The 22,501-nt window shown below is 41.1% G+C and carries 15 protein-coding genes and 13 tRNA genes; 24 read left to right on the top strand and 4 right to left on the bottom strand.

Annotated features, from left to right (window positions below; translation table 11 throughout):
• Positions 1–91: 91 nt before the first annotated feature.
• From G8761_RS21650 to G8761_RS21565, 18 genes are all read left to right on the top strand, one after another.
• A tRNA-Ala gene (locus G8761_RS21650) sits at positions 92–167 on the top strand.
• 19 nt (positions 168–186) lie between these two features.
• A tRNA-Met gene (locus tag G8761_RS21645) sits at positions 187–263 on the top strand.
• A gap of 8 nt (positions 264–271) precedes the next feature.
• Positions 272–348 (top strand) — tRNA-Ile (locus tag G8761_RS21640).
• Between the two features lie 15 nt (positions 349–363).
• Positions 364–456 (top strand) — tRNA-Ser (locus G8761_RS21635).
• A 184-nt stretch (positions 457–640) separates the two neighbouring features.
• Positions 641–714: transfer RNA gene (locus G8761_RS21630), tRNA-Met, on the top strand.
• A gap of 3 nt (positions 715–717) precedes the next feature.
• Positions 718–793 (top strand) — tRNA-Asp (locus G8761_RS21625).
• An 8-nt stretch (positions 794–801) separates the two neighbouring features.
• A tRNA-Phe gene (locus G8761_RS21620) sits at positions 802–877 on the top strand.
• 22 nt (positions 878–899) lie between these two features.
• Positions 900–975, top strand: a tRNA-His gene (locus G8761_RS21615).
• Positions 976–983: 8 nt separating this feature from the next.
• A tRNA-Gly gene (locus G8761_RS21610) sits at positions 984–1,057 on the top strand.
• 3 nt (positions 1,058–1,060) lie between these two features.
• Positions 1,061–1,134: transfer RNA gene (locus tag G8761_RS21605), tRNA-Ile, on the top strand.
• An 11-nt stretch (positions 1,135–1,145) separates the two neighbouring features.
• Positions 1,146–1,220, top strand: a tRNA-Asn gene (locus G8761_RS21600).
• A gap of 5 nt (positions 1,221–1,225) precedes the next feature.
• Positions 1,226–1,316 (top strand) — tRNA-Ser (locus G8761_RS21595).
• Between the two features lie 4 nt (positions 1,317–1,320).
• Positions 1,321–1,392 (top strand) — tRNA-Glu (locus tag G8761_RS21590).
• 689 nt (positions 1,393–2,081) lie between these two features.
• Entirely contained in the window at positions 2,082–4,007 is a 1,926-nt protein-coding gene (gene glgB, locus G8761_RS21585) for a 1,4-alpha-glucan branching protein GlgB (protein WP_166030042.1), read from the top strand.
• Positions 3,955–5,088 (top strand): glucose-1-phosphate adenylyltransferase, encoded by a 1,134-nt coding sequence (locus G8761_RS21580; protein ID WP_166030041.1) that lies wholly within the window; start codon positions 3,955–3,957, stop codon positions 5,086–5,088. The genes glgB and G8761_RS21580 overlap by 53 nt, the downstream gene beginning before the upstream one ends.
• Positions 5,089–5,118: 30 nt before the next feature.
• Positions 5,119–6,147, top strand: a complete 1,029-nt coding sequence (locus G8761_RS21575) for a GlgC family sugar phosphate nucleotidyltransferase (protein WP_166030040.1) — start codon at positions 5,119–5,121, stop codon at positions 6,145–6,147.
• Positions 6,144–7,595, top strand: coding sequence for a glycogen synthase GlgA (gene glgA, locus G8761_RS21570; RefSeq protein ID WP_166030039.1), 1,452 nt, complete (start codon positions 6,144–6,146; stop codon positions 7,593–7,595). Before G8761_RS21575 ends, glgA begins: the two co-directional genes overlap by 4 nt.
• Entirely contained in the window at positions 7,585–9,993 is a 2,409-nt protein-coding gene (locus tag G8761_RS21565; RefSeq protein WP_166030038.1) for a glycogen/starch/alpha-glucan phosphorylase, read from the top strand. Before glgA ends, G8761_RS21565 begins: the two co-directional genes overlap by 11 nt.
• A gap of 26 nt (positions 9,994–10,019) precedes the next feature.
• Here the strand turns inward: G8761_RS21565 and G8761_RS21560 are convergent, their stop codons facing one another.
• Together G8761_RS21560 and G8761_RS21555 are read right to left on the bottom strand one after the other, a co-directional pair.
• A complete protein-coding gene (locus G8761_RS21560) occupies positions 10,020–10,796 on the bottom strand; it encodes a TraR/DksA C4-type zinc finger protein (protein WP_166030037.1) in 777 nt (258 codons plus the stop codon).
• 855 nt (positions 10,797–11,651) lie between these two features.
• Positions 11,652–12,590 carry a 1,4-dihydroxy-2-naphthoate polyprenyltransferase gene (locus G8761_RS21555; protein WP_166030036.1) on the bottom strand — a complete coding sequence of 313 codons (939 nt, stop codon included), beginning with the start codon at positions 12,588–12,590 and terminating at the stop codon, positions 11,652–11,654.
• A gap of 402 nt (positions 12,591–12,992) precedes the next feature.
• On the opposite strand from G8761_RS21555, the gene G8761_RS21550 reads away from it, so the two are divergent.
• The 6 genes from G8761_RS21550 (at position 12,993) to menC (ending at position 20,593) form a co-directional block, all read left to right on the top strand.
• A complete protein-coding gene (locus G8761_RS21550) occupies positions 12,993–14,399 on the top strand; it encodes an isochorismate synthase (RefSeq protein ID WP_166030035.1) in 1,407 nt (468 codons plus the stop codon).
• Complete coding sequence (gene menD / locus G8761_RS21545) at positions 14,396–16,150, top strand: 2-succinyl-5-enolpyruvyl-6-hydroxy-3-cyclohexene-1-carboxylic-acid synthase (protein ID WP_166030034.1); 1,755 nt, start codon at positions 14,396–14,398, stop codon at positions 16,148–16,150. The genes G8761_RS21550 and menD overlap by 4 nt, the downstream gene beginning before the upstream one ends.
• On the top strand, positions 16,147–16,983 hold the full coding sequence (menH, locus tag G8761_RS21540; protein ID WP_166030033.1) for a 2-succinyl-6-hydroxy-2,4-cyclohexadiene-1-carboxylate synthase: 837 nt from the start codon (positions 16,147–16,149) through the stop codon (positions 16,981–16,983). The genes menD and menH overlap by 4 nt, the downstream gene beginning before the upstream one ends.
• Complete coding sequence (menB, locus tag G8761_RS21535; protein ID WP_166030032.1) at positions 16,973–17,791, top strand: 1,4-dihydroxy-2-naphthoyl-CoA synthase; 819 nt, start codon at positions 16,973–16,975, stop codon at positions 17,789–17,791. The genes menH and menB overlap by 11 nt, the downstream gene beginning before the upstream one ends.
• A gap of 199 nt (positions 17,792–17,990) precedes the next feature.
• Positions 17,991–19,490 (top strand): o-succinylbenzoate--CoA ligase, encoded by a 1,500-nt coding sequence (locus G8761_RS21530; RefSeq protein ID WP_166030031.1) that lies wholly within the window; start codon positions 17,991–17,993, stop codon positions 19,488–19,490.
• Positions 19,487–20,593 carry an o-succinylbenzoate synthase gene (gene menC / locus G8761_RS21525; RefSeq protein WP_166030030.1) on the top strand — a complete coding sequence of 369 codons (1,107 nt, stop codon included), beginning with the start codon at positions 19,487–19,489 and terminating at the stop codon, positions 20,591–20,593. Before G8761_RS21530 ends, menC begins: the two co-directional genes overlap by 4 nt.
• A 631-nt stretch (positions 20,594–21,224) precedes the next feature.
• On the opposite strand, the gene G8761_RS21520 is transcribed toward menC, so the two are convergent.
• Positions 21,225–21,380: a DUF1540 domain-containing protein gene (locus tag G8761_RS21520; RefSeq protein WP_166030029.1), complete on the bottom strand. Its 156-nt coding sequence runs from the start codon at positions 21,378–21,380 to the stop codon at positions 21,225–21,227.
• Positions 21,381–21,454: 74 nt separating this feature from the next.
• A complete protein-coding gene (locus G8761_RS21515) occupies positions 21,455–22,498 on the bottom strand; it encodes a cytochrome d ubiquinol oxidase subunit II (protein ID WP_166030028.1) in 1,044 nt (347 codons plus the stop codon).
• Positions 22,499–22,501 lie beyond the last annotated feature (3 nt).

Raw genomic sequence — 22,501 nt, 5'->3', positions numbered from 1 at the left:
GAAGTAGCTCAGCTTGGTAGAGCACTTGGTTTGGGACCAAGGGGTCGCAGGTTCGAATCCTGTCTTCCCGACCATTCCCTTTTAATTATATGGGGGCTTAGCTCAGCTGGGAGAGCGCCTGCTTTGCACGCAGGAGGTCAGCGGTTCGATCCCGCTAGTCTCCACCATAATTCTCTAAATATATTTGGCGGTGTAGCTCAGCTGGCTAGAGCGTACGGTTCATACCCGTAAGGTCGGGGGTTCGATCCCCTCCGCCGCTACCAAATATTTTGGACCTTTAGCTCAGCTGGTTAGAGCAGACGGCTCATAACCGTCCGGTCGTAGGTTCGAGTCCTACAAGGTCCACCATTATCATTAATATATGGAGGAATACCCAAGTTCGGCTGAAGGGATCGGTCTTGAAAACCGACAGGCGGGTCAAACCGCGCGGGGGTTCGAATCCCTCTTCCTCCTCCATTTGCTTTTTAAAGTGCATGGACAAAATGAATACTTTTTATTGTCGCGGGGTGGAGCAACAAGCGTTACTTCATCGAAAAACTGCGAGTTGTACTCAACGAGTGGCAGCTTGAATTAGCCTTCTGAGTTGAGGACAGTCCGAACGCATTATAAGTGCATGGACAAAATGAATACTTTTTATCGTCGCGGGGTGGAGCAGTCCGGTAGCTCGTCGGGCTCATAACCCGAAGGTCGCAGGTTCAAATCCTGCCCCCGCAATCTGGTCCCGTGGTGTAGCGGTTAACATGCCTGCCTGTCACGCAGGAGATCGCCGGTTCGATCCCGGTCGGGACCGCCATTTTTATTGGCTCGGTAGCTCAGTCGGTAGAGCAAAGGACTGAAAATCCTTGTGTCGGCGGTTCGATTCCGTCCCGAGCCACCATTTTAATTAAATTCATATTGTGGCGATTGTGGCGAAGTGGTTAACGCACCTGATTGTGGTTCAGGCATTCGTGGGTTCGATTCCCATCAGTCGCCCCATTTTATATGCGGGTGTAGTTTACTGGTAAAACCTCAGCCTTCCAAGCTGATGTAGTGGGTTCGATTCCCATCACCCGCTCCATATGGGCCTATAGCTCAGCTGGTTAGAGCGCACGCCTGATAAGCGTGAGGTCGATGGTTCGAGTCCATTTAGGCCCATTTTTAATTATTCCACAGTAGCTCAGTGGTAGAGCTATCGGCTGTTAACCGATCGGTCGCAGGTTCGAGTCCTGCCTGTGGAGCCACTTTTGGGGAAGTACTCAAGAGGCTGAAGAGGCGCCCCTGCTAAGGGTGTAGGTCGGGTAACCGGCGCGAGGGTTCAAATCCCTCCTTCTCCGCCATAATGGCCCCTTGGTCAAGCGGTTAAGACACCGCCCTTTCACGGCGGTAACACGGGTTCGAATCCCGTAGGGGTCATAAAAAAAGGCTGTTGACATTTTGTCAGCAGTTTTTTTTTATTTTCAAACATTTTAGCAAGACATTAAGTCCAATCTATGAAATGATTAAAATGTATGTAGAAAATATTAAATCGTAAAAACAGCTGTACAGTCTCCAAATGTTATTTCCTTCAATGTAATTCTTATGTTGCTGCAATGCATACTAGGTCCCTAAGTAGGCGTGTAACATCCAGACACCTTTATTAATGGCTTCTTAAATCAACTCTAAGGAAGAAAACTAACCTTCACTAAAAAAACGCTTAGAAGCCTTCCAGAGCTCCTCTGATTTCATCCTAGTTAAAAATACTAATATAACTAAATATTTTCATTCCGTTTTATAAATCTCTCGGCGTTAACAAGGTTATGGCGGAGGTAATACGAATATAAGGAAACCCAATGGAACTAAAGCAAGTGACTTTGTCCTAATCCATATCTATCTTTCTGATTTATTCAGTAGTGAAATATTTCCTATATAATTCATTAAAAATTCTGCTAATATATATTAAACACCTATTATTTAAGAATAAAATAGACAAAAATGTCGAAATAATTCGAAAGAACTACTTATTTTGTAAAATAATGTAAAAATAATGAGAAAATGTTTACAAGGAGTTTAGAAAGGATACTAGAATATTACTGAAATAGCTAAAAAATTTACGGAGGGTATAAATGATGGGCTGTCATCCAACAGATTTTGAACTGCATTTATTTCACGAAGGGAACTTATATAAAAGCCATCATTTGTTTGGTGCCCATGTCATAAAAGATGAGAATGAGACATATACTCAATTTTGTGTTTGGGCACCCGCCGCAGAAAAAGTGGGCTTGGCAGGGGATTTTAACAATTGGGATGGCAGCAGCTACCCCATGGAGAGACTTAACAAGGAAGGGGTCTGGTTTATTTCATTGCCAGGCGACTTATCAAACACCCTTTATAAATATGATATATTTTCTTCCACAGGAGAGAGGTTATTAAAAGCTGATCCATTCGCGTTTTATTCTGAACTGCGTCCGCGTACTGCTTCCATTGTTTATCCCCTTGAAGGTTATAAATGGAATGACCAAAAATGGCTTAAAAAAAGGAATAGATCATATAATGATCCCCTTGCTATTTATGAAGTTCATGCTGGTTCCTGGAAGAAGAAAGAAGACGGATCTTTTCTTACATATAGAGAATTGGCATCAGACTTAATACCATACGTTAAAAGCCAGGGATATTCCCATATTGAACTATTGCCTTTAACTGAGCATCCGCTCGATATATCATGGGGCTATCAAACTATAGGATATTTCTCGATAACCAGCCGTTATGGGACACCGGAAGACTTTATGTTCTTCGTGGATCAGTGTCATCAAAACGGTATTGGTGTAATTCTCGATTGGATACCAGGACATTTTTGTAAAGACTCGCATGGCCTATATCGTTTCGATGGCAGCTATGCCTATGAATACTCCTATGAACCTGATCGGGAAAACTATGAATGGGGTACGGCTAATTTTGATTTAGGTAAAACTGAGGTAAACAGTTTTCTTATATCCTGTGCTCTTTTTTGGATGGAAAAATACCATATTGACGGATTTCGGGTCGACGCAGTGGCAAATATTATTTATTGGCCAAACACCGCAAACAAAGAAAACACTTTTGGGATTAATTTTTTAAGAAAGCTTAATAAGGCAATCGCAGATGAGGATGCTTCAGTGATGATGATTGCCGAAGATTCGACGGACTGGCCCAAAGTCACCGCTCCTGTTGAAGATGGGGGTCTTGGATTTACTTACAAATGGAATATGGGCTGGATGAACGATATGTTGAAGTATATGGAAGAAGCTCCTTTCTACCGTTCTCGTCTCCATAATAAAGTGACCTTTTCGCTTATGTATGCATTTTCTGAAAAGTTCATTCTTCCCTTCTCCCATGATGAAGTTGTCCATGGGAAAAAATCTCTGCTTAATAAGATGCCTGGCGAGTACTGGGAAAAATTTGCTCAGCTGCGGCTATTGTTAGGATATATGTATAGTCATCCAGGTAAAAAGCTCACCTTTATGGGAACAGAGCTTGGCCAATTTTCTGAGTGGAAATTTAAGGAACAGTTGGATTGGAACCTGTTTGACTATGAAATGCATGAAAAGATAAATAAATTTGTTATCGAATTAAACAAGCTTTACAAACGTTCTAAACCTCTTTACGAGCTTGATGATTCATCAGATGGATTTGAATGGATTGATGCAAACAATTATCACCAATCTGTTTTCTCATTCTTAAGAAAGGGAAAGAATCCAGAAGAAGCACTGGTCATTGTTTGTAACTTTACTGGGGTTAGCTATTCCGACTATCGGATAGGGGTTCCACAGTCTGGCACCTACAAGGAAATTTTTAATAGTGACAGCGGGGATTTTGGAGGTTCAGGATTTGTAAATAAAAAGGCTATTAAGGCAGAGCCAGTTTCGTTTCACGGCAAGCCAGATTCAGTAACAATGAATATTTCTCCATTTGGTTTTTCCATTTTACGACCTGTTAGACAAAGAAAGGGGAGAGAAAATAATGAAAAAGAAACGGTGCGTAGCAATGCTTCTGGCAGGAGGAAAGGGAAGTAGGCTCCATTCACTAACAAAGGATTTGGCAAAACCGGCAGTGCCCTTTGGCGGGAAATATAGAATTATTGATTTTACCTTGAGCAATTGTACAAATTCTAGGATTCATACAGTAGGTGTGCTGACCCAGTATCAGCCACTTGAATTAAATTCCTATATTGGGATTGGCAGCGCCTGGGATCTGGACAGAAAGGATGGGGGTGTAACTGTTCTCCCCCCATATACTGAGTCATCTGAAGTAAAATGGTATTCCGGGACAGCAAGTGCGATTTATCAGAATATCAAGTATTTAACGCAATATGATCCTGAATATGTGCTTATTTTATCTGGTGATCATATTTACAAAATGGATTATGAAGAAATGCTTGAGTATCATATAGAGAAAAATGCGGACGCAACTATATCGGTAATTGAAGTTCCGTGGGATGAAGCCAGCAGATTCGGCATTATGAATACAGATACCAATTTTAACATTACAGATTTTGATGAAAAACCAAAAAATCCAAGAAATAATCTAGCGTCGATGGGGATTTACATTTTTAATTGGAAAGTCCTTAAGGAATATCTTGAAAAGGATGAAGCAACTGACGGTTCCAGCCATGATTTTGGTAAGGATATTATCCCCCTTATGTTAGGTGATGAAAAGAAACTCATGGCATATCCTTTCAAAGGGTATTGGAAGGATGTTGGAACGGTAAAAAGCCTTTGGGAAGCAAATATGGATTTACTTGCAGATGACAATGAATTACACCTTTTTGATCATTCCTGGAAAATTTATTCCGTGAATCCAAACCGCCCTCCGCAGTATATTTCTCCTGAAGCCCAAGTATCAGAATGTCTGGTGAATGAAGGTTGCATAATTGAAGGCGATATTGAAAAATCAGTAATCTTTCAAGGGGTAACCGTAGAAAAAGGTACGTCAGTAAAACAGTCTGTTATTATGCCTGATGCTGTTATCGGCAAAAACTGCTTCATAGAAAAAGCCATTGTATCAGCCGGAGTTCATGTTCCTGATGGATCTATTATTCGACCGGAAGAAGGCGAAGAGGAAATCCTACTGGTTTCTGAAGAGATGTTCCAATAAATATAAGATATACAGCGGAGGGGATAATATATGAATAAGCGTTTGATTGGAATAATTGATGCAACAACCTTTCATGAGGAATTGAAGGAACTGGCTGTGCACCGGTCAGTTGCAGCTATCCCGTTTGCAGGCCGTTACAGGCTGATAGATTTTGTACTTTCAAATATGGTGAACTCAGGTGTAGAGAGTGTGGGGATTTTTCCTAAATTCCAATACCGCTCCTTAATGGACCATCTTGGTTCGGGAAGGGATTGGGATTTAAACAGAAAACGGGATGGGCTCTTCTTTTTCCCAGCCCCTAATAGTGATAATCCCTATTTTGGAATTGGTTCTTTGGAACATTTCGCTGATAACATAGATTATTTAAAGCGAAGCACTCAGGAATACGCTTTAATTGCCAATGCCTATACTGTTTTTAATATGGATTTTGGTCCATTATTAAATTATCATATTGAGTCAGGGTGTGATGTAACTGAGGTAAGACATCAAAACAAGCCTATGGGAATTTATCTTATTAAGACATCCCTATTAATTGAATTGATAGAAACACGCCACGAAACTGGATATTTAAGCATTAAGGATATTACTTCTGATATTAACAGCCCACTGAAGCTTTGCCAGTACGAATATGTAGGTTATGCTGTTATGATTAATTCTATTAAAGAGTATTATTCTGCTAACATGGACTTACTAAAGCCTGAAATTTGGCAGCAGCTTTTTATTAAGGAAATGCCAATATTAACAAAGGTAAAAGATGAGCCGCCTACCAATTACCTCAAAGGGGCGATGGTTAAGAACAGCATTGTTGCAAATGGTGGATTAATTGAAGGGCATGTGGAAAACAGTATAATTGCCAGAGGAGTTAGAATTGGCAAAGGTGCTGTAATTAAAAACAGCATCATCATGCAGAAGTCTCAAATCGGTGAAAATTGTGTGCTGGATTCGGTAATTCTAGATAAAGATGTCAGGATTGAGAACGGAACAATGATCAAATCATCCTGCGATTCTCCATATGTTATTCGAAAAGGCACCGTACAGGGAGCGTGGATCAACTCGTGAAAATTTTATTTGCTGTTTCTGAATGTGTCCCATTTATAAAATCAGGGGGACTGGCTGATGTTGCAGGATCCCTGCCTAAAGAATTAAAAAAACTGGGGACAGATATCAGAGTAATCCTGCCAAAGTATAAGACCATTTCAGAAGAATATAAAAGTCAAATGGTGAAGGTGGCAGAATTTACTGTCCAGCTTGGCTGGCGGAAACAGTATTGCGGAATAGAGGAATTGGTTCAGGATGGAATTCATTTTTACTTTGTAGATAATGAATTTTATTTTAAACGCAGCCAGCTTTACGGGGAATATGATGATGGTGAAAGATTTGCCTATTTTACCCGGGCGGTACTTGAAAGCTTAGCTTATCTTGATTTTTACCCGGATATTCTCCACTGCCATGATTGGCATTCAGGAATGATTCCATTTTTATTAAAAGAAGAATACAGCAGGCGAAGAGAATATAAACATATTAAAACCGTATTTACTATTCATAATCTGCAATTTCAGGGAATCTTTCCAAGAATAGTAATGGGAGATCTATTGGGACTTCCAGAATATTATTTCCATCCGCATCATTTAGAGTTTTACGGAAATATAAGCTTTATGAAGGCGGGACTGGTTGCTTCAGATAAGATAACAACTGTTAGCCCAACCTACAAGGATGAAATCCAGACTCCTTATTTGGGGGAAAGGCTTGATGGAATCCTCCGACAGAGGAATTCAGACTTTGTCGGTATACTTAATGGAATAGACGACGGGCTATATAACCCTGAAACGGATGAGGATATTGCAGCTTCCTTCCATGTTGGGGAACTCGAAGGCCGGGCGGCCAACAAAGAGGCGGTTCAAAGGCTGTTCGGGCTGCCGGAGGACGAGAGTGTTCCCCTCATGGCAATGATCTCCAGGCTGACAAACCAAAAAGGTATGGAGTTGGTCAGAGGTGTTTTTCACGAAATTATGGAGACGGGTGTACAGCTGGTTGTGCTGGGCACTGGGGATCCTGAATTTGAAGGATTTTTCAGGGAAATGTCTGAAAGATATTCGAGTCAATGCAGGGTGTATATTGGTTTTGATGAAAAACTGGCCCACCAGATTTATGCTGGTGCTGATTTGTTCTTAATGCCATCTAAATTTGAGCCTTGCGGTCTCAGCCAGCTGATTGCGATGCGATATGGAGCCATTCCAATAGTAAGGGAAACCGGTGGACTAAATGATACTGTTACTTCATACAATGAGTTTACTGGCCAAGGAAATGGCTTTTCTTTTAAAAACTTTAATGCCCATGACATGCTCTTTACCATTGAGCGGGCGGTACGCTTTTATGAGGATAAGGCAGTTTGGGGAAGTATTGTTGAAAATGCAATGGAACTTGACTTTAGCTGGGAACAATCAGCTGTAAAGTATAAGGAGCTGTACCAAGAACTCATCTCAGGGAGTGATGGCGATGTTTTCTAGTGAAGCAGAGTTTAAAGAGACTTTTTTAAAAAGACTTGAGATGATGTGTGGAGTAAGTTTTAAAGATAGTACTCAAACTGACCAGTTTCTGACCTTGGGAAGTATGATTAGGGAATATGTAAGTAAAAATTGGATCCGTACAAATGAACTATATAGGACGGATGCAGATAAACAAGTATATTATTTATCGATTGAATTTTTGCTGGGCCGACTGCTGCGGCAGAACTTAATTAATCTTGGAGTTGAGGAGACTGTCAGAAACGGTCTTGCTGAGCTCGGAATTGATCTTGACAGGCTGGAGGAGGAAGAAGCTGATGCAGGTCTTGGAAATGGCGGTCTTGGCCGCCTAGCCGCCTGTTTCCTTGATTCGCTTGCCTCCTTAAGCCTGCCTTGCCATGGATGTGGTATCCGTTATAAGCATGGCCTTTTTGAACAAAAAATTGTAGACGGATATCAAATAGAGTTTCCAGAGCAATGGCTAAAGCACGGTTACGTTTGGGAAGTAAGAAAGGCTGAAGAAGCAGAAGAAATTCCATTTTGGGGACGCGTAGAGAGTTATACGACGGATAATGGACGTCATGTATTCCGCCATGTTAATGCAGAGCCTGTATCTGCTGTTCCTTATGATGTGCCCGTAGTAGGCTTCAATGATAGCACCGTTAATACACTGCGTCTTTGGAGTGCAGAACCATCACGGTTTCCAATCAATGTAGATATCTTAAAATATAAAAAAGATACAGAATCGATTTCTGAATTTTTATATCCAGATGATACTCATGATGAAGGGAAAATTCTGCGCCTTAAACAGCAATATTTTCTTGTTGCCTCAAGCTTAAGGGCTATTGTGAAATCTTTTAAAAATAAGAATTTTAATCTGCTTGAATTTGATAAACATATAAGCATCCATATAAACGATACTCATCCTGTTTTAGCAATTCCAGAATTAATGAGAATCTTAATGGATGATGAGGGTCTTGGCTGGGATGAAGCGTGGAGGATTACTGTCAATACCATTTCCTACACAAACCATACTACTCTCGCGGAAGCATTAGAAAAGTGGCCAGTTCGAATATTTAAGCCGCTGCTCCCAAGAATTTATATGATTGTCCATGAAATCAATGAACGTTTTTGCCGTGAGCTATGGGACAGATATCCTGGTGATTGGCAGCGCATTGAAAGAATGGCTATTCTTGCACATGATCAGGTAAAAATGGCTCCGCTTGCTATCGTAGGAAGCCATAGTGTGAATGGGGTCGCTCAGCTCCATACTGAGATTCTAAAGCACCGTGAAATGAACGATTACTATGAGCTCTCCCCTGAAAAGTTCAACAATAAGACAAACGGTATTACACATAGGCGTTGGCTTCTAAAGGCCAATCCGCTTCTCTCAAAATTAATTACAGAGAATATTGGCACATCCTGGATCTCTTCGCCTCAGGATCTTTCCAATTTTAGAAGCTATACGGATGATCCTTCTGTGCTGAAAGAACTGGGGAAAATTAAAAGGATCAATAAACAAAGACTTGCAGGCAGGATTTACGAAAAAACAGGAATTACTATTGATATTGATTCCATTTTTGATGTCCAAGTGAAGCGGCTCCATGCCTATAAGCGTCAGCTGCTGAATATACTTCATATTATGTATTTGTATAATAGATTAAAAGAGGATCCGAGCTATCCTTTATTCCCACGAACATTTATTTTTGGAGCCAAGGCTTCTCCGGGCTACTATTATGCAAAGAAAATAATTAAATTGATAAATTCAGTTGCGGAGAAGGTAAACCGGGATCCTGCCACGAGGGAAAAATTAAAGGTAGTTTTCCTTGAAAACTATAATGTATCTTTGGCAGAGGAGATATTCCCTGCATCTGATATAAGTGAACAAATATCTACAGCCAGTAAAGAAGCTTCCGGAACTGGAAATATGAAATTCATGATGAATGGCGCCCTTACTGCTGGAACGCTGGACGGAGCTAATGTTGAGATAACTGAAATGGTTGGCAGGGAAAACATCTTTTTGTTTGGTTTAACGGCAGAAGAAGTTCTTAATTATCAGAGGAATGGCGGATATCACTCTACTGAATATTATCACCATGATAAGAGAATCCGGGAGATTACCGAGCAGCTGATCAATGGATTTTTTAACAAGGATGCAGACGGGGAGTTCATGCCCATCTATGATTCCTTGCTTTCCCATAATGACCAGTATTTCGTTCTGAGGGACTTTGCTTCTTATGCCGATATCCATGAGGAAATCAGCAGGAAGTATCGGGACCAGCAGGCATGGCTGAAGTCCAGCCTGATAAACATTGCACAATCCGGCTTTTTCTCCAGTGACCGGACTATTCAGCAATATGCAGATGAGATTTGGCAGGTAAAACCTATCAAACTATCATAAATCCATTGCAAAAAAAGAGACTGAAGTTACTCAGTCTCTTTTTCCTTGTCTTCTGTTTTATCATCAATATAGCTGTCAGTCTTTTTATAAGGAATATCTCCAATCTTAGACTCAATCCCTTTTCTTTCCAGCAGATCTTCGTATTCTTTCATTTTTTCTGAAGGCAGAACGGTTTTTTTAGTTCCTGTGATGTCTGTGGCAGAATATGTTTCATAATCCTCAGTATATGATTCCTCGTTTTTTCCCTCGTTATATAATTCATTGTAGCTATTGTAATCACCAACGAGGTCCGCAGGAGTTTCTGAGGTACCAAACCTGGCAACTTCTTCATAACTATCCTGAGTATCGACAACGCCATTTTTTGGGTCATGTCTGAAGGAATTAACATCAGGTGGCTCAAGAATATCTTCCTCTACTGGGCGATAGTCCCCGCCTGATTGTACTTTAGAGTGGTTCACACAATAAAGGGTTGAAGGGATAACTTCTAGTCTTTCATACGGAATTTCTTCCCCGCATTCCTCGCACTTTCCGTATGTTCCTTTTTCAATAGCTTCAAGTGCAGTATTAATTTTTTGGAGCTCGCCATCCTGGTGGTCCTCAAGCGCAAATTCTCTTTCACGTTCAAATAATTCTGTCCCAAGGTCTGCAGGATGATTGTCGTATGCAGACAATTCGTCTACTGTTTCCCGCATGCTTGCATCAGTATTACTGTATTTGCTGTCTAAATTTAATTGGTCTTCAATTGTTTCTTTATCTTCCTCAAGCATCTTTTTTAATGTATCAAGCTGGTCTGTTGTCAGCATTGTTAAATCACATCCTCTTTTATAATGGCTATTAATCTCTTAAAACAATACCCCTTCAGCGTTTTAAAAAAACCTGGCACTATTATGAAGGCTTGGTAATTGTCCTGTTAGAGTAGTAAGAGAAGGTTTAAGAGGGAATGAGGGGAGGATGGGCATATCAGTCTAATTATGGACAAAAGAGGATTAGACGTGCATTGGCAAGAGGCAAGATCAAGTGTGCATTCAAAGTTGTAATCGTGCATTCATCGGCCAAAATCGTGCATTCACCAGCGAAAATCGTGCATTCACTAACCAAAATCGTGTATTCATCGGCCAAAATCGTGCATTCACTAACCAAAATCGTGCATATGTTTAGAAAAGTAGGGCATAAAATTTTTATAGAGGGGGTATTTGTTTCGAGAAGATGATTAAATGGCTGTGTTTTATAGCCATTTGGTATTAAAGAGAGTAAAAACAGTATCGTTTTTAATGAAAAAACCGAAAATGAGTAAGGTTTTTTCATTAAAATAGTTAAATTTATTTCTGATTTTACTTAAAAACCTTCAGGGGTATTTTTAAAAATAAGGCTCTGTTAAAGTTCATTTTTGTTTTTCCTTAATTTGATGAAGCTAAAGTTGCGGGACTCGTCGAAAAAGCTATCGTATTTCCTTCGTACGAGGGCGATTTCAAGGGAGCTATTCAATGTCCTGTGGAAAAAGCGGTCCAAGGGGAAATCCCACAGATGCATAGCGCCAAAGAGGCCCCCGGAACGCCCGTGGAAAGCGAGTGCAGGCAGCGGAAATTCAACAGGCAACATTAACAAGCCAAAAATAAAAAAGAGGTTGTCCTTATTTTGGGGACAACCTCTAATAGTTATTACGAAAAGAAATGACCAATGAAAAGGCCAACTGTCAGTAAAAATCCAAAGATAGTATTCGTTTGAGCAGTAGCTTTCATTGCAGGCATCATTTGTAAAGGCATTGTTTTACCAACAAACCCTTTTGTTGCCTTAATTGCTTTTGGAATACTAAGCAAAACGAGTGCTGCCCACGGGGAAGCCGTTCCATTAAAAATAAGTGCCAATACCCAAAGATAAGAGAGGGTAAATGAGGCTCCCAAAAGATTAATGGCTCCTTTTCTTCCAAGAAGGATAGCGAGTGTTTTACGCCCATTTTCTTTGTCACCGTCAAGGTCACGAATGTTGTTGGATAATAAAATGAGACCTACGAGAATCATAACTGGTATTGAAACCAGGACACTTGTTTTGTCAACGAAACCTGTCTGAATAAAGAAAGATATCAGTATAATCAGGAGTCCCATAAAAAAACCTGCAACAAGCTCACCAAATGGGGTGTAGGCAATTGGAAGTGGACCGCCAGTATAAAAGTAGCCCGCAGCCATGCATACCAAGCCCACCAAAGCGAGCCACCAGCTGCTGTTTTGACAAATGTATACTCCTAATAAAAGAGCCAATCCGTAGAAACTAAATGCGAGTCTGATAACAGTTTGTGGCTTAATTCCGTCACGAACGATTGCCCCGCCAATCCCTACTGAATTCTCATTATCCAGTCCGCGCTTAAAATCAAAATACTCATTAAACATATTAGTAGCTGCCTGGATTAGCAGACTTGCAACAAGCATCGCAAAAAAAACACCAAAATGAATTTTTCCATGTCTCCATGCAAGAGCAGTGCCCAGCAATACGGGAACAAAAGCGGCAGTCAAGGTATGCGGGCGCATTAATTGCCACCAAACTTGAAATCCGCGGTTCGCTTCCACAACAGGTGATGAACTGTTCTGTAAATGTGAATGCATTAACGTTCTCCCCTTTGTAATTATCTATATTTTCTTGCATTTGTCGTGTATTTTTATACTCCAAAACTAAGTTTATGGAAAGGATATCCCAGTGTCAAATACTTTTTTCCTATATACCATGGAAGGTAATTCCTTTTTGTTTGAAAAAGGCTTTCTGGTGGAAAAATAGGAGAGTAAATCTTGAGTCTTTTAGCTAATCCAAATTTATCTCTGAATGGATAAGAAAAACTGGGTCCTCCGCCAAAGGGACATGGCGAATGGCAAGGTTTTCTAATATATAATAAGGAATGAACTGGGGGTACTGCGATCGGAGTTATTGACATAGTTACAATTGGAGTAGTATCTTAAAATAAGCTTAAAATGAATGGATAACAGCGTTTTGGCTGTTTTGGAGGGATTTTTTTGGTTACCATTCAAGAATCGGAACTTAAGGAAGGAATTTTGCTGGCAATTGACCGGGCGAAAAACGATGGCAGGCCTATTTTGGTAAGTGAAGTCCGGCAAATAGCCTCAATCGATCCTTTACTATTTTATTATACAGGAAGAGAACGTTTTTATGGGGAACGGTTTTTTTGGAAAGACCCTTCGGATGAAATATACCTTGCAGGGAACGGAATAATAAACCAATTTCAGTCGGATCAGGCTACTGACCGCTTTTTTCATGTTGAAAAAGCGTGGAAGCGCTTTATTGAAAATGCGTGGATTGATAATCCTTATAAGGAAAACGGTGTAGGTCCGCTTATGTTTGGCGGATTTTCCTTCGATCCAAACAAAGAAAAGTCCGGGCTTTGGTCCAAGTATGGAGATGCATTGTTCCATCTTTCTAAATACATGTTAAGTGTAATTAAAGGAAAAACTTATTTGACAACAAATGTTATGTGTACACAGCATGATGATTTGTCCCTTTATAATAAAATAATGCAAGAACGTGAGGAGCTGCTTAACTCTATACCTGTATCAATGAGTTCAGAGCAGCCTCATTTAAGCGACATTAAAGAAATTTCACCGGAGTCCTGGAAAGAAACTGTGGCTGAGGTTTTGCCTGATTTAGAGAAAGGGTCATTAAAGAAAGTAGTACTTGCCCGGGAATTACGATTGTTTTTTGAGGAACCAGCTGAACCGGAAGCAGCTCTTTCACATTTAAATAAAGCACAGCATGAAAGCTTCATTTTCTCTTTTGAGTCTAATGGGGACAGCTTTATTGGAGCATCGCCAGAAAGACTGGTAAAAAAACAGGAGGAAAATATTTTTTCCACCTGTCTCGCTGGTTCGATTCGACGCGGAAAAACAGAGGAAGAGGACAAGGCCCTCGGTGACCAGCTATTAAGCGACCAAAAAAATCTTATTGAGCATCACTATGTTGTTGAAATGATCAGAGAAGCACTTGAGGAAACATGTAATAGGGTAGAAATGCCGGAGCAGCCTCAATTATTAAAAATCAGGGATATTCAGCATCTTTATACACCTGTTGTGGGTTTATCAAAAGAAGATGCATCACTTTTACAAATGGTTGAAAGGCTTCATCCTACTCCTGCACTTGGAGGTCTGCCAAAGCAAGAAGCAGTGGAAAAAATCAGAAGTGTCGAGGAGCTTGACAGAGGATTTTATGCTGCGCCTCTTGGCTGGATGGATTATAAGGGAAATGGGGAATTTGCGGTAGCTATCCGTTCAGCCCTTTTGCAGGGAAAGGAAGCCTCCCTTTTTGCCGGATGCGGAGTTGTATCTGATTCTGATCCTGAAAGTGAGTTTTTAGAAACGAGCTTAAAGTTTAGGCCTATGCTTAATGCGCTTGGAGGAAATCAATCATGAATCATCAGGAATCTTTAACAGCCTATACAGCAGCCTTTGTGGCTGAACTTGTTAATACAGGAGTAACAGATGTCGTCATAAGCCCTGGATCACGTTCTACTCCCTTGGCGCTTGTCATGGCAGAGCATACTGGATTAAACCTTCATATTCATGTTGATGAACGTTCAGCTGCCTTTTTTGCATTAGGAATTGCTAAAGCGACTGAAAGGGCTGTGGCAATATTATGTACTTCCGGTACAGCAGCAGCAAATTACTTTCCAGCAGTGGCTGAGGCAAATCTTTCACGTGTCCCTTTGATTGTTATTACCGCAGACCGTCCTCATGAGCTGCGCGATGTGGGGGCACCACAGGCAATGGATCAAATTAATTTGTACGGAAAGCATGTAAAGTGGTTTGCGGAGATGTCTCCTCCGGAAAAAACGAGTGACATGCTTCGTTATGTCAGAACGACCTGTGCTCGTGCCGCAGCTACTGCCGTTAAATCTCCAGCTGGACCGGTTCACCTTAATTTCCCTTTCCGTGAGCCATTGATTCCAGATCTAAATCAAGAAACTCTTTTCCGTCTGGAAGAGAGGAAAGACCGATACGTTAATATTCATCGCAGTGAGTGGACTATTGACGATAGCCAGTTTGATGAAATTACTCAGGTGCTGAATATGTCTGAAAAAGGAATAATTATTTGCGGACAAATTTCCAACAAGAAATTTGCTGAAGAAGTGACAGCTCTTTCTAAAAAGCTCGGCTATCCTATTGTTGCAGATCCTCTGTCCCAGTTAAGGTCAGGTACTCACAGCCTAGAAAATATAATCGATACATATGATTCCTTTTTACGAAATGAAGATGCAAAATCGGCCTTAAAGCCTGAGGTCATCCTTCGGTTTGGTGCCTTGCCGGTTTCAAAGGCTCTTTCCATCTTCATAAAAGAAAATCATTCCGCTGTCCAATTTGTTGTTGATGGCGGAGGAGGATGGCGTGACCCAGCCGCATTATCCACAGACATGATTTATTGTGAGGAAAGCCGTTTCTGCAAAAAAGTATCAGCTCTTGTTAACGAAAAACAAAACCATAGTTATCTGAATGACTGGAAAAAAGTAAATGAATTAACCAAAGCGTCCATCTCAATGGTAAAAGATTTTTCAGATTCAAGTGAAAGCCGGCTTTTTTATCAGCTTACCGATCTCCTGCCTGAAAAAGCATCAGTATTTGTGGGCAATAGTATGCCAATCCGTGATTTGGACAGCTATTTCCATAATACCCAAAGGCAAGTCAAGGTGTTTGCCAACAGAGGAGCAAACGGTATTGATGGAACCATTTCAACCGCTCTTGGGGCAGCCCTATATTCAGGACCAATGTACCTTATATTAGGTGATTTGACCTTTTTCCATGATTTAAATGGTTTATTGGCTGCAAAGCTCTACGACATTGATTTAAATATTATTATTGTGAATAATAATGGCGGCGGAATTTTCTCCTTCCTGCCACAGGCCTCTTTACCAAGAAACTATGAACTTCTCTTTGGCACTCCTATTGATCTTGATTTTGAACACGTAGTCCGGATGTATAACGGTAATTTTAGCAGAAGCCAGGTTTGGGACCATTTTGCTGCTGCGTTTAGTGAGCTATCCCCTCGGAAGGGCCTTAATGTGTTTGAAATAGTGACAAATAGGGACAAAAGCAGGGATGAACATCGAGAAATGTGGAATTCTGTTTCCCGGGAAATATCAAAATGGGTAAATGGAGAACAAAAATGAACCTTTTAGTGGAAGGTATTCATTATCATGTAGAAGAATGCGGATCGGGATTTCCACTGCTAGCCCTGCATGGTTTTACGGGAAACAGTTCAACGTGGACTCCTTTTTGCAATACTTGGGGCCAGCATTCTCGTCTGATTATGCCTGATATTATTGGTCATGGCGAAACGGACTCACCAGAAGACTACAAGCGGTATGATATCCATTCTGCCGCCAGTGATTTAAATTTTCTTTTCGATCAGTTGGGTATTGAAAGTGCTGATGTTCTTGGCTATTCAATGGGAGGCCGTCTAGCATTAACTTTTGCTGTTCTCTATCCTGAGAAGGTAAGGAAATTAATCTTGGAAAGTGCATCTCCGGGTCTTGCTTCCTCGCAGGAAAGAGAAGTACGTTGTATGAAAGATGGCGAACTTGCCAACTTTATTATAGAAGAAGGCGTGCCCGCGTTTATTGAACGCTGGGAAAATACCCCCCTTTTTAAAACGATGAAGGAGATTCCAAAGAGGGCACAGGAGGCTGTCAGAGAACAGCGGCTACTTAACAGCCCTACAGGACTTGCGAACAGCCTGCGGGGAATGGGGACGGGTTCCCAGCCGTCGTGGTGGGAAAATTTAAAGGATATATCCTGTGAAGTCCTTTTACTGACCGGTTCTCTTGATCAGAAGTTTTGTATGATTGCCGAAAAAATGCAAAAAGAACTGAAAAGCGCACGCTGGGTTACTGTTTTAGAAAGCGGGCATGCAATTCATGTGGAGAAATCGGAAAAGTTTGGTACAATAGTTAGTGAGTTTTGTCGAATACATAATAAAGGAGGATTTCATTTTGACAGTTGAATGGGTTGCCGAAAGAAAGTATGAAGATATTCTTTACGAAACTTATAATGGAATTGCAAAGGTCACCATTAATCGTCCGGAAGTTCACAATGCTTTCCGGCCTAAAACAGTAATGGAGCTAATCGATGCTTTTGCTTATGCTCGTGATGATTCGAGTGTAGGTGTTATTGTCCTGACAGGAGCTGGAGATAAAGCGTTCTGTTCTGGCGGTGACCAAAGAGTGCGGGGACACGGGGGCTATGTTGGTGAAGACCAGATTCCTCGTTTGAATGTTCTTGACCTTCAGCGTCTAATCCGCGTTATTCCTAAGCCTGTTATCGCTATGGTAAAGGGTTATGCAATTGGCGGAGGACATGTTCTCCATGTCGTTTGTGATTTGACCATTGCAGCAGATAATGCCCGGTTTGGACAGACAGGCCCTAAAGTGGGAAGCTTTGATGCAGGATACGGCTCTGGTTATCTAGCAAGAATTGTAGGCCATAAAAAGGCTCGTGAAATTTGGTTCCTTTGCCGCCAGTATGATGCGCAGGAAGCTCTTGATATGGGTCTTGTAAATACTGTTGTTCCTCTTGAGCAGGTTGAAGAGGAAACGATTAAATGGTGTGAAGAAATTCTTGAAAAGAGCCCAACAGCTATCCGCTTCCTTAAAGCTGCATTTAATGCAGATACAGATGGTTTGGCTGGTATTCAGCAGTTTGCCGGAGACGCAACACTGCTTTACTACACAACTGATGAGGCAAAAGAGGGACGGGATGCGTTCAAGGAAAAACGCAAACCAGACTTTGGCCAATTCCCTCGTTTTCCTTAATGAAAAATGCAAGTGCTGATAGGTAAGTACAAACAGCTTGATGGATTCTCCATCGAGCTGTTTTTGGCTATAAAATAAACCGGAGATTAGGGTAAGTAAACCCGCGCGTAAGATCCATAAATCGGCGCATAGGCTTAGAAATTCCGCGCGTAAGATCCAAAACGGTTAAATGATTAAATGATGTGATGGTGAAAAAACAATGAATCAGGAATTGATACCAAATTTTTTGAAAAAAAGAGCGTTTCTTACACCTGACAGAATTGCTATATATTTTGAGGGAAAGGCTCTGTCATTTAAGGATTTATATGACAAGTCTTTTGAAACTGCAGGCAGGCTTACAGCTTTAGGAGTAAAGAAGAAGAGCTTTACTGGCATTCTGCTGACGAATCACATAGACACAGTATTTATTTTATTTGCCCTTCAATTAATCGGGGCTCGTGCCGTAATGCTTAATAACAGGCTTTCGGCGAGAGAATTGGAATGGCAGCTGAAAGATTCTAAAACTGAAGTTGTAATTGCTGATGCTTCTTTTCCTGTAACAGAAAGCCTTATACGAAGCCAGCTTGGTCAATGCAATATAGTCACTAAAGAAGAACTTTGGAGTAAATCAGCTGAAAATTTTAAGGTAGAGGAAGAGATTGATTTAGCCGACATTTGCACCATTATGTATACATCTGGAACAACAGGCAACCCAAAGGGTGTCATACAAACTTACGGAAACCACTGGTGGAGTGCAACAGGGTCTGCTTTGAATCTAGGAATTATAGAATCAGATTGTTGGCTTTGTTCTGTTCCTATCTTCCATATAAGCGGTTTTTCCATTCTTATGCGAAGTGTAATATATGGAATGAGCATCGTTCTTCACGAAAGCTTTGATGTATTAAAAACGCTGAGTGATATAGAACAGAAGAAGGTCACCATCATGTCGGTGGTCACAACGATGCTGACGAGGCTAACGGATTACCTCAATGGTGAACATCTTCCAGCACATTTTCGCTGTATGCTGCTTGGCGGAGGACCAGCTCCCCTTCCGCTGCTTGAGACTTGTGCAGACTTTGGTATTCCCGTTTTTCAATCGTATGGAATGACGGAAACTTCTTCCCAGATTGTTACCCTCTCTCCTGAGTACAGCCTTGCAAAGCTTGGATCAGCCGGAAAAACTCTATTTCCTTCACAAATAAAAATTCTTACTGCCGAAGGAAATAATGCCCAGCCAGGAGAAGCAGGAGAAATTACTGTAAAAGGGCCAAATGTAACTCCAGGTTATTTGTATAGGGAAGATGCAACAAAAGAAAAGTTCAGAAATGGCTGGCTTTATACCGGAGATATAGGATATCTGGATGAAGAAGGGTTTTTATTTGTCTTGGACCGACGTGATGATTTAATAATTTCCGGGGGAGAAAATATTTATCCTGCGGAACTAGAAGGAATACTCTTGGGTCATTCTGGAGTAAAGGAAGCAGGGGTTATCGGTATACCAGATGAGAGATGGGGACAGGTACCAGCAGCTTACGTAGTCTTAAGAGAAAGTGCTGACGTGACTGAAGAGGAGTTAATTGAGTTTTGTTCCACCCGAATGGCAAGATATAAAGTACCAAAAGAAATTCATACAATTGAAGAACTTCCGCGCAACGCAGCTAAAAAACTTTTAAGAAGAAAATTAAGAGAGCTGTGGGAAGCCGAAAGGGAGAAATCATGAAGATTTCTTCAACTATATTGCATGTTATTAAAATGCCGCTTAAAGCTCCTTTTACCACCCATTTAGGCACTGTATCGGAGAGAAAAGGTATCATTATTGAGGTCATTGATGAGGATGGCATCAGAGGCTTTGGTGAAGGTGTTGCCTTCTCTTCCCCCTGGTATACAGAGGAAACGGTTAAAACCTCACTTCATGTAATAGAGGATTTTCTAATCCCTCTTATTCTTAACAAAGAAATCAGCCATCCGGAAGAACTGTTGAATATCCTGGAGCCCATCAGAGGAAATCATATGGCAAAGTCTGCTCTTGAAACAGCGGTTTGGGATTTATATGCTAAAAGAAGCGGACAGCCGCTATCAAGGCTTCTAGGGGGCACTAGTGAAAGCATACCCTCAGGTGTTGTGGTTGCAACGTCAAGTATTGCTGAGGCACTCTCTCAAATAGAGAATAATTTAGCAGAAGGCTATCGCAGATTCAAAGTGAAGATTCAGCCAGGCAGGGATGTTGAACTGATTTCAGAAATACGGCGCCAATACCCCGATCTTCCGTTAATGGCCGACGCCAATTCAGCCTATAGTCTATCGGATGTAGATCGATTAAAGGCATTGGATGAGTACAATCTAATGATGATAGAACAGCCGTTAGGTTTTGATGATATAATCGACCATGCCAACTTGCAGAAGTCAATTCGCACGCCTATTTGTCTTGATGAAAGCATCCATTCCCTTGAGGATGCGAGGGTGGCGATAGAACTCGGCAGCTGTAAGATCATTAATATTAAAATGGGCCGCGTTGGCGGGCTGATCGAAGCTAAACGTATACACGATTATTGTCAGGAAAAAGAAATTGAGGTATGGGCTGGAGGAATGATTGAATTTGGAATATCAAGAGCCCACAATATAGCTCTTGCCTCTCTGCCTGGATTTACTATTCCTGGCGATATATCTTCCTCAAGCAGATTCTGGGAGGAAGATATAATATTGCCGGAGGTTATTGTTGAAAACGGATATATTAAAGTTCCTAAAGAAGCGGGAATTGGATTTGATATAAATCAAAAAAGGCTCCGGGAAGTGACCGTTTTAAAAAAGATCTATAAAAATTAAACGGCTTTTTTATCATTTGGGAAATTATAGATTTTCACCATGTGCGTAACTCCGAACTAGGTTATTGTAATCCAGCTCCTCGCCCAGCCCCTCGGGGTCATAAGCCAAATCACTTCAGAAATCAGGACAAGGAACGCTTCGAAAGCATCCCCATCGCACGAAGGAAAAGCTTTAGCTTTTCCGAGGATGACTACGTGATTCGTCTTATGCCTGTTGGGGGCCCACAGGATGTGGGTCAGGAAGGCGTTGCCACAGGGACGTGGCGATTTTAGCCTTTCATCATCTAACCAGGGCGCTTGCGCCTTTTGTTCTCAGTTAAAAATGTCCAAAAGGGCGGCTCTATCGGACAAGAGGAACCCTAAGAATGTCCAATAGACTGGTTCTATCGAACAAAAAACCATAGAGGAACCATCAAATGACCAATAGAATTGTTGAATCGGACAAAATCCAAAGAAACGTTATAAAGTGTCCAATAGATCATTCAAGGGGGATACAATTAATGTCTTTCAAGTTACAGGTAAAGGTCCTTTTTTCTAACGACCTGGATATTTCCGGTAAATGAAATCCACAGGACAACGTAAAAAATGCACACGAGATCCAAAATTGGAATTTCACGTGTGCATTTTATTTTTTATATTTGTGGTTCGAAGGTTTTGCAGTCGGTTTCCTTTTGGTTATCAGCTGTACTTCCGGTATGGCTGACAACATAAATTTGGTCTGCGCTGCATTTATTTCCCTGTGCCCAGTAGTTACAGTTGTTGACCTCGCACAATACATCCTTGGCCATTTGTATCACCCCTTTATAAGGATACAATAATAGCTTCCGGAATTTTGGCTTGAAATATCCCTGTCAGATACAGTCTATTCTGGAGATTGATTTGCCTTTCTTCTCCGCAAGTAGCGTTTATCATTCATAAATAGGCTCCAGAAGTAGATGAACCCAGGAAAAAGAATAACAAAGCCGGCGATATACATGATAAAGACAGCATGGAAGGAAGCTGGATCTGTAAAAGCGGAATGGACGGTGACATAGGGATAAACGATATAGGGCAAGTGAGCTCTCCCATACACATAACTTGCAGCCAAATATTGCAGAGTTACCGCAATGACAGACAGCCTTGGCTTTCCTTTAACTTTTCCGGATGGGAGGAAAAGTCCAAGCCCCCCTATAAGGAAAAAAAGCAAGGATAGCAACAGAAACGGAAAATTGTCCATCATTTTATTGTAAAGCCAGCCTGACTCCGTTTTCAGGGTGAGCATGATGAAAACCGCCATTAATAAGGAAATAGGTCCAAGGATAATGGCGTCTCTCCTGTAAACCTTATAAGCATCCAATTCTTCTGAAGCCTTCGAATAATCGGCCAAGAGTAAGGAAGATAGAAATAAAGTACTGCTGATGGCAAAGCCAAAAAAGGCATATTCATTTGGACTTGAGAAAAGTCCAGCTAAATCAAGTATTTCTTTTCCGCCTGTGACATAAACAAAATTTCCGTGTGTTATAGGCAAAACACTAATCAATAATCCGGGAATAAGAATGCCGGTTATCCCAGAAATATAAATGAGAATTTTTTCATATTCCGAAACAAAATGAGAAAAAACCAAAAAGGCACTTCGAATTGCTAAAAGAATCAGAATGAGACTTCCGGGTATTAAAAGAACAGTACCGAGCGTATAAGCCCCTTTAGGAAACATGCTGTAAACAGCTACAACAAGTGCGACAACAAAGGTATTTGTAACCTCCCAGGTAGGGGATAAATACCTGTTTGCAACAGTGGTTGCCTTTGTTTTGGAATGATTAATGTAAATCATGGACCAGAATCCCGCCCCAAAATCCATTGTAGCCATTACCGCGTAGATGAATACGAAACCCCATAGAATGGTGACGGCCAAATATACGTCAGACATTGC

Source organism: Neobacillus terrae, assembly GCF_011393025.1.
GTDB classification, from domain to species: Bacteria; Bacillota; Bacilli; order Bacillales; family Cytobacillaceae; genus Neobacillus_A; species Neobacillus_A terrae.
The sequence above is the reverse complement of the archived record's forward strand: the minus strand, read 5'-3'. Positions and strand labels throughout refer to the sequence as shown.

Bases quoted from the DNA above. Each gene is read 5' to 3' on its own strand.
- glgB (WP_166030042.1), top strand. From the start codon at position 2,082: ATGATGGGCTGTCATCCAACAGATTTTGAACTGCATTTATTTCACGAA.
- G8761_RS21580 (WP_166030041.1), top strand. From the start codon at position 3,955: ATGAAAAAGAAACGGTGCGTAGCAATGCTTCTGGCAGGAGGAAAGGGA.
- G8761_RS21575 (WP_166030040.1), top strand. From the start codon at position 5,119: ATGAATAAGCGTTTGATTGGAATAATTGATGCAACAACCTTTCATGAG.
- G8761_RS21565 (WP_166030038.1), top strand. From the start codon at position 7,585: ATGTTTTCTAGTGAAGCAGAGTTTAAAGAGACTTTTTTAAAAAGACTT.
- G8761_RS21560 (WP_166030037.1), bottom strand. From the start codon at position 10,796: ATGCTGACAACAGACCAGCTTGATACATTAAAAAAGATGCTTGAGGAA.
- G8761_RS21555 (WP_166030036.1), bottom strand. From the start codon at position 12,590: ATGCATTCACATTTACAGAACAGTTCATCACCTGTTGTGGAAGCGAAC.
- menD (WP_166030034.1), top strand. From the start codon at position 14,396: ATGAATCATCAGGAATCTTTAACAGCCTATACAGCAGCCTTTGTGGCT.
- menH (WP_166030033.1), top strand. From the start codon at position 16,147: ATGAACCTTTTAGTGGAAGGTATTCATTATCATGTAGAAGAATGCGGA.
- G8761_RS21530 (WP_166030031.1), top strand. From the start codon at position 17,991: ATGAATCAGGAATTGATACCAAATTTTTTGAAAAAAAGAGCGTTTCTT.
- menC (WP_166030030.1), top strand. From the start codon at position 19,487: ATGAAGATTTCTTCAACTATATTGCATGTTATTAAAATGCCGCTTAAA.
- G8761_RS21520 (WP_166030029.1), bottom strand. From the start codon at position 21,380: ATGGCCAAGGATGTATTGTGCGAGGTCAACAACTGTAACTACTGGGCA.
- G8761_RS21515 (WP_166030028.1), bottom strand. From the start codon at position 22,498: ATGTCTGACGTATATTTGGCCGTCACCATTCTATGGGGTTTCGTATTC.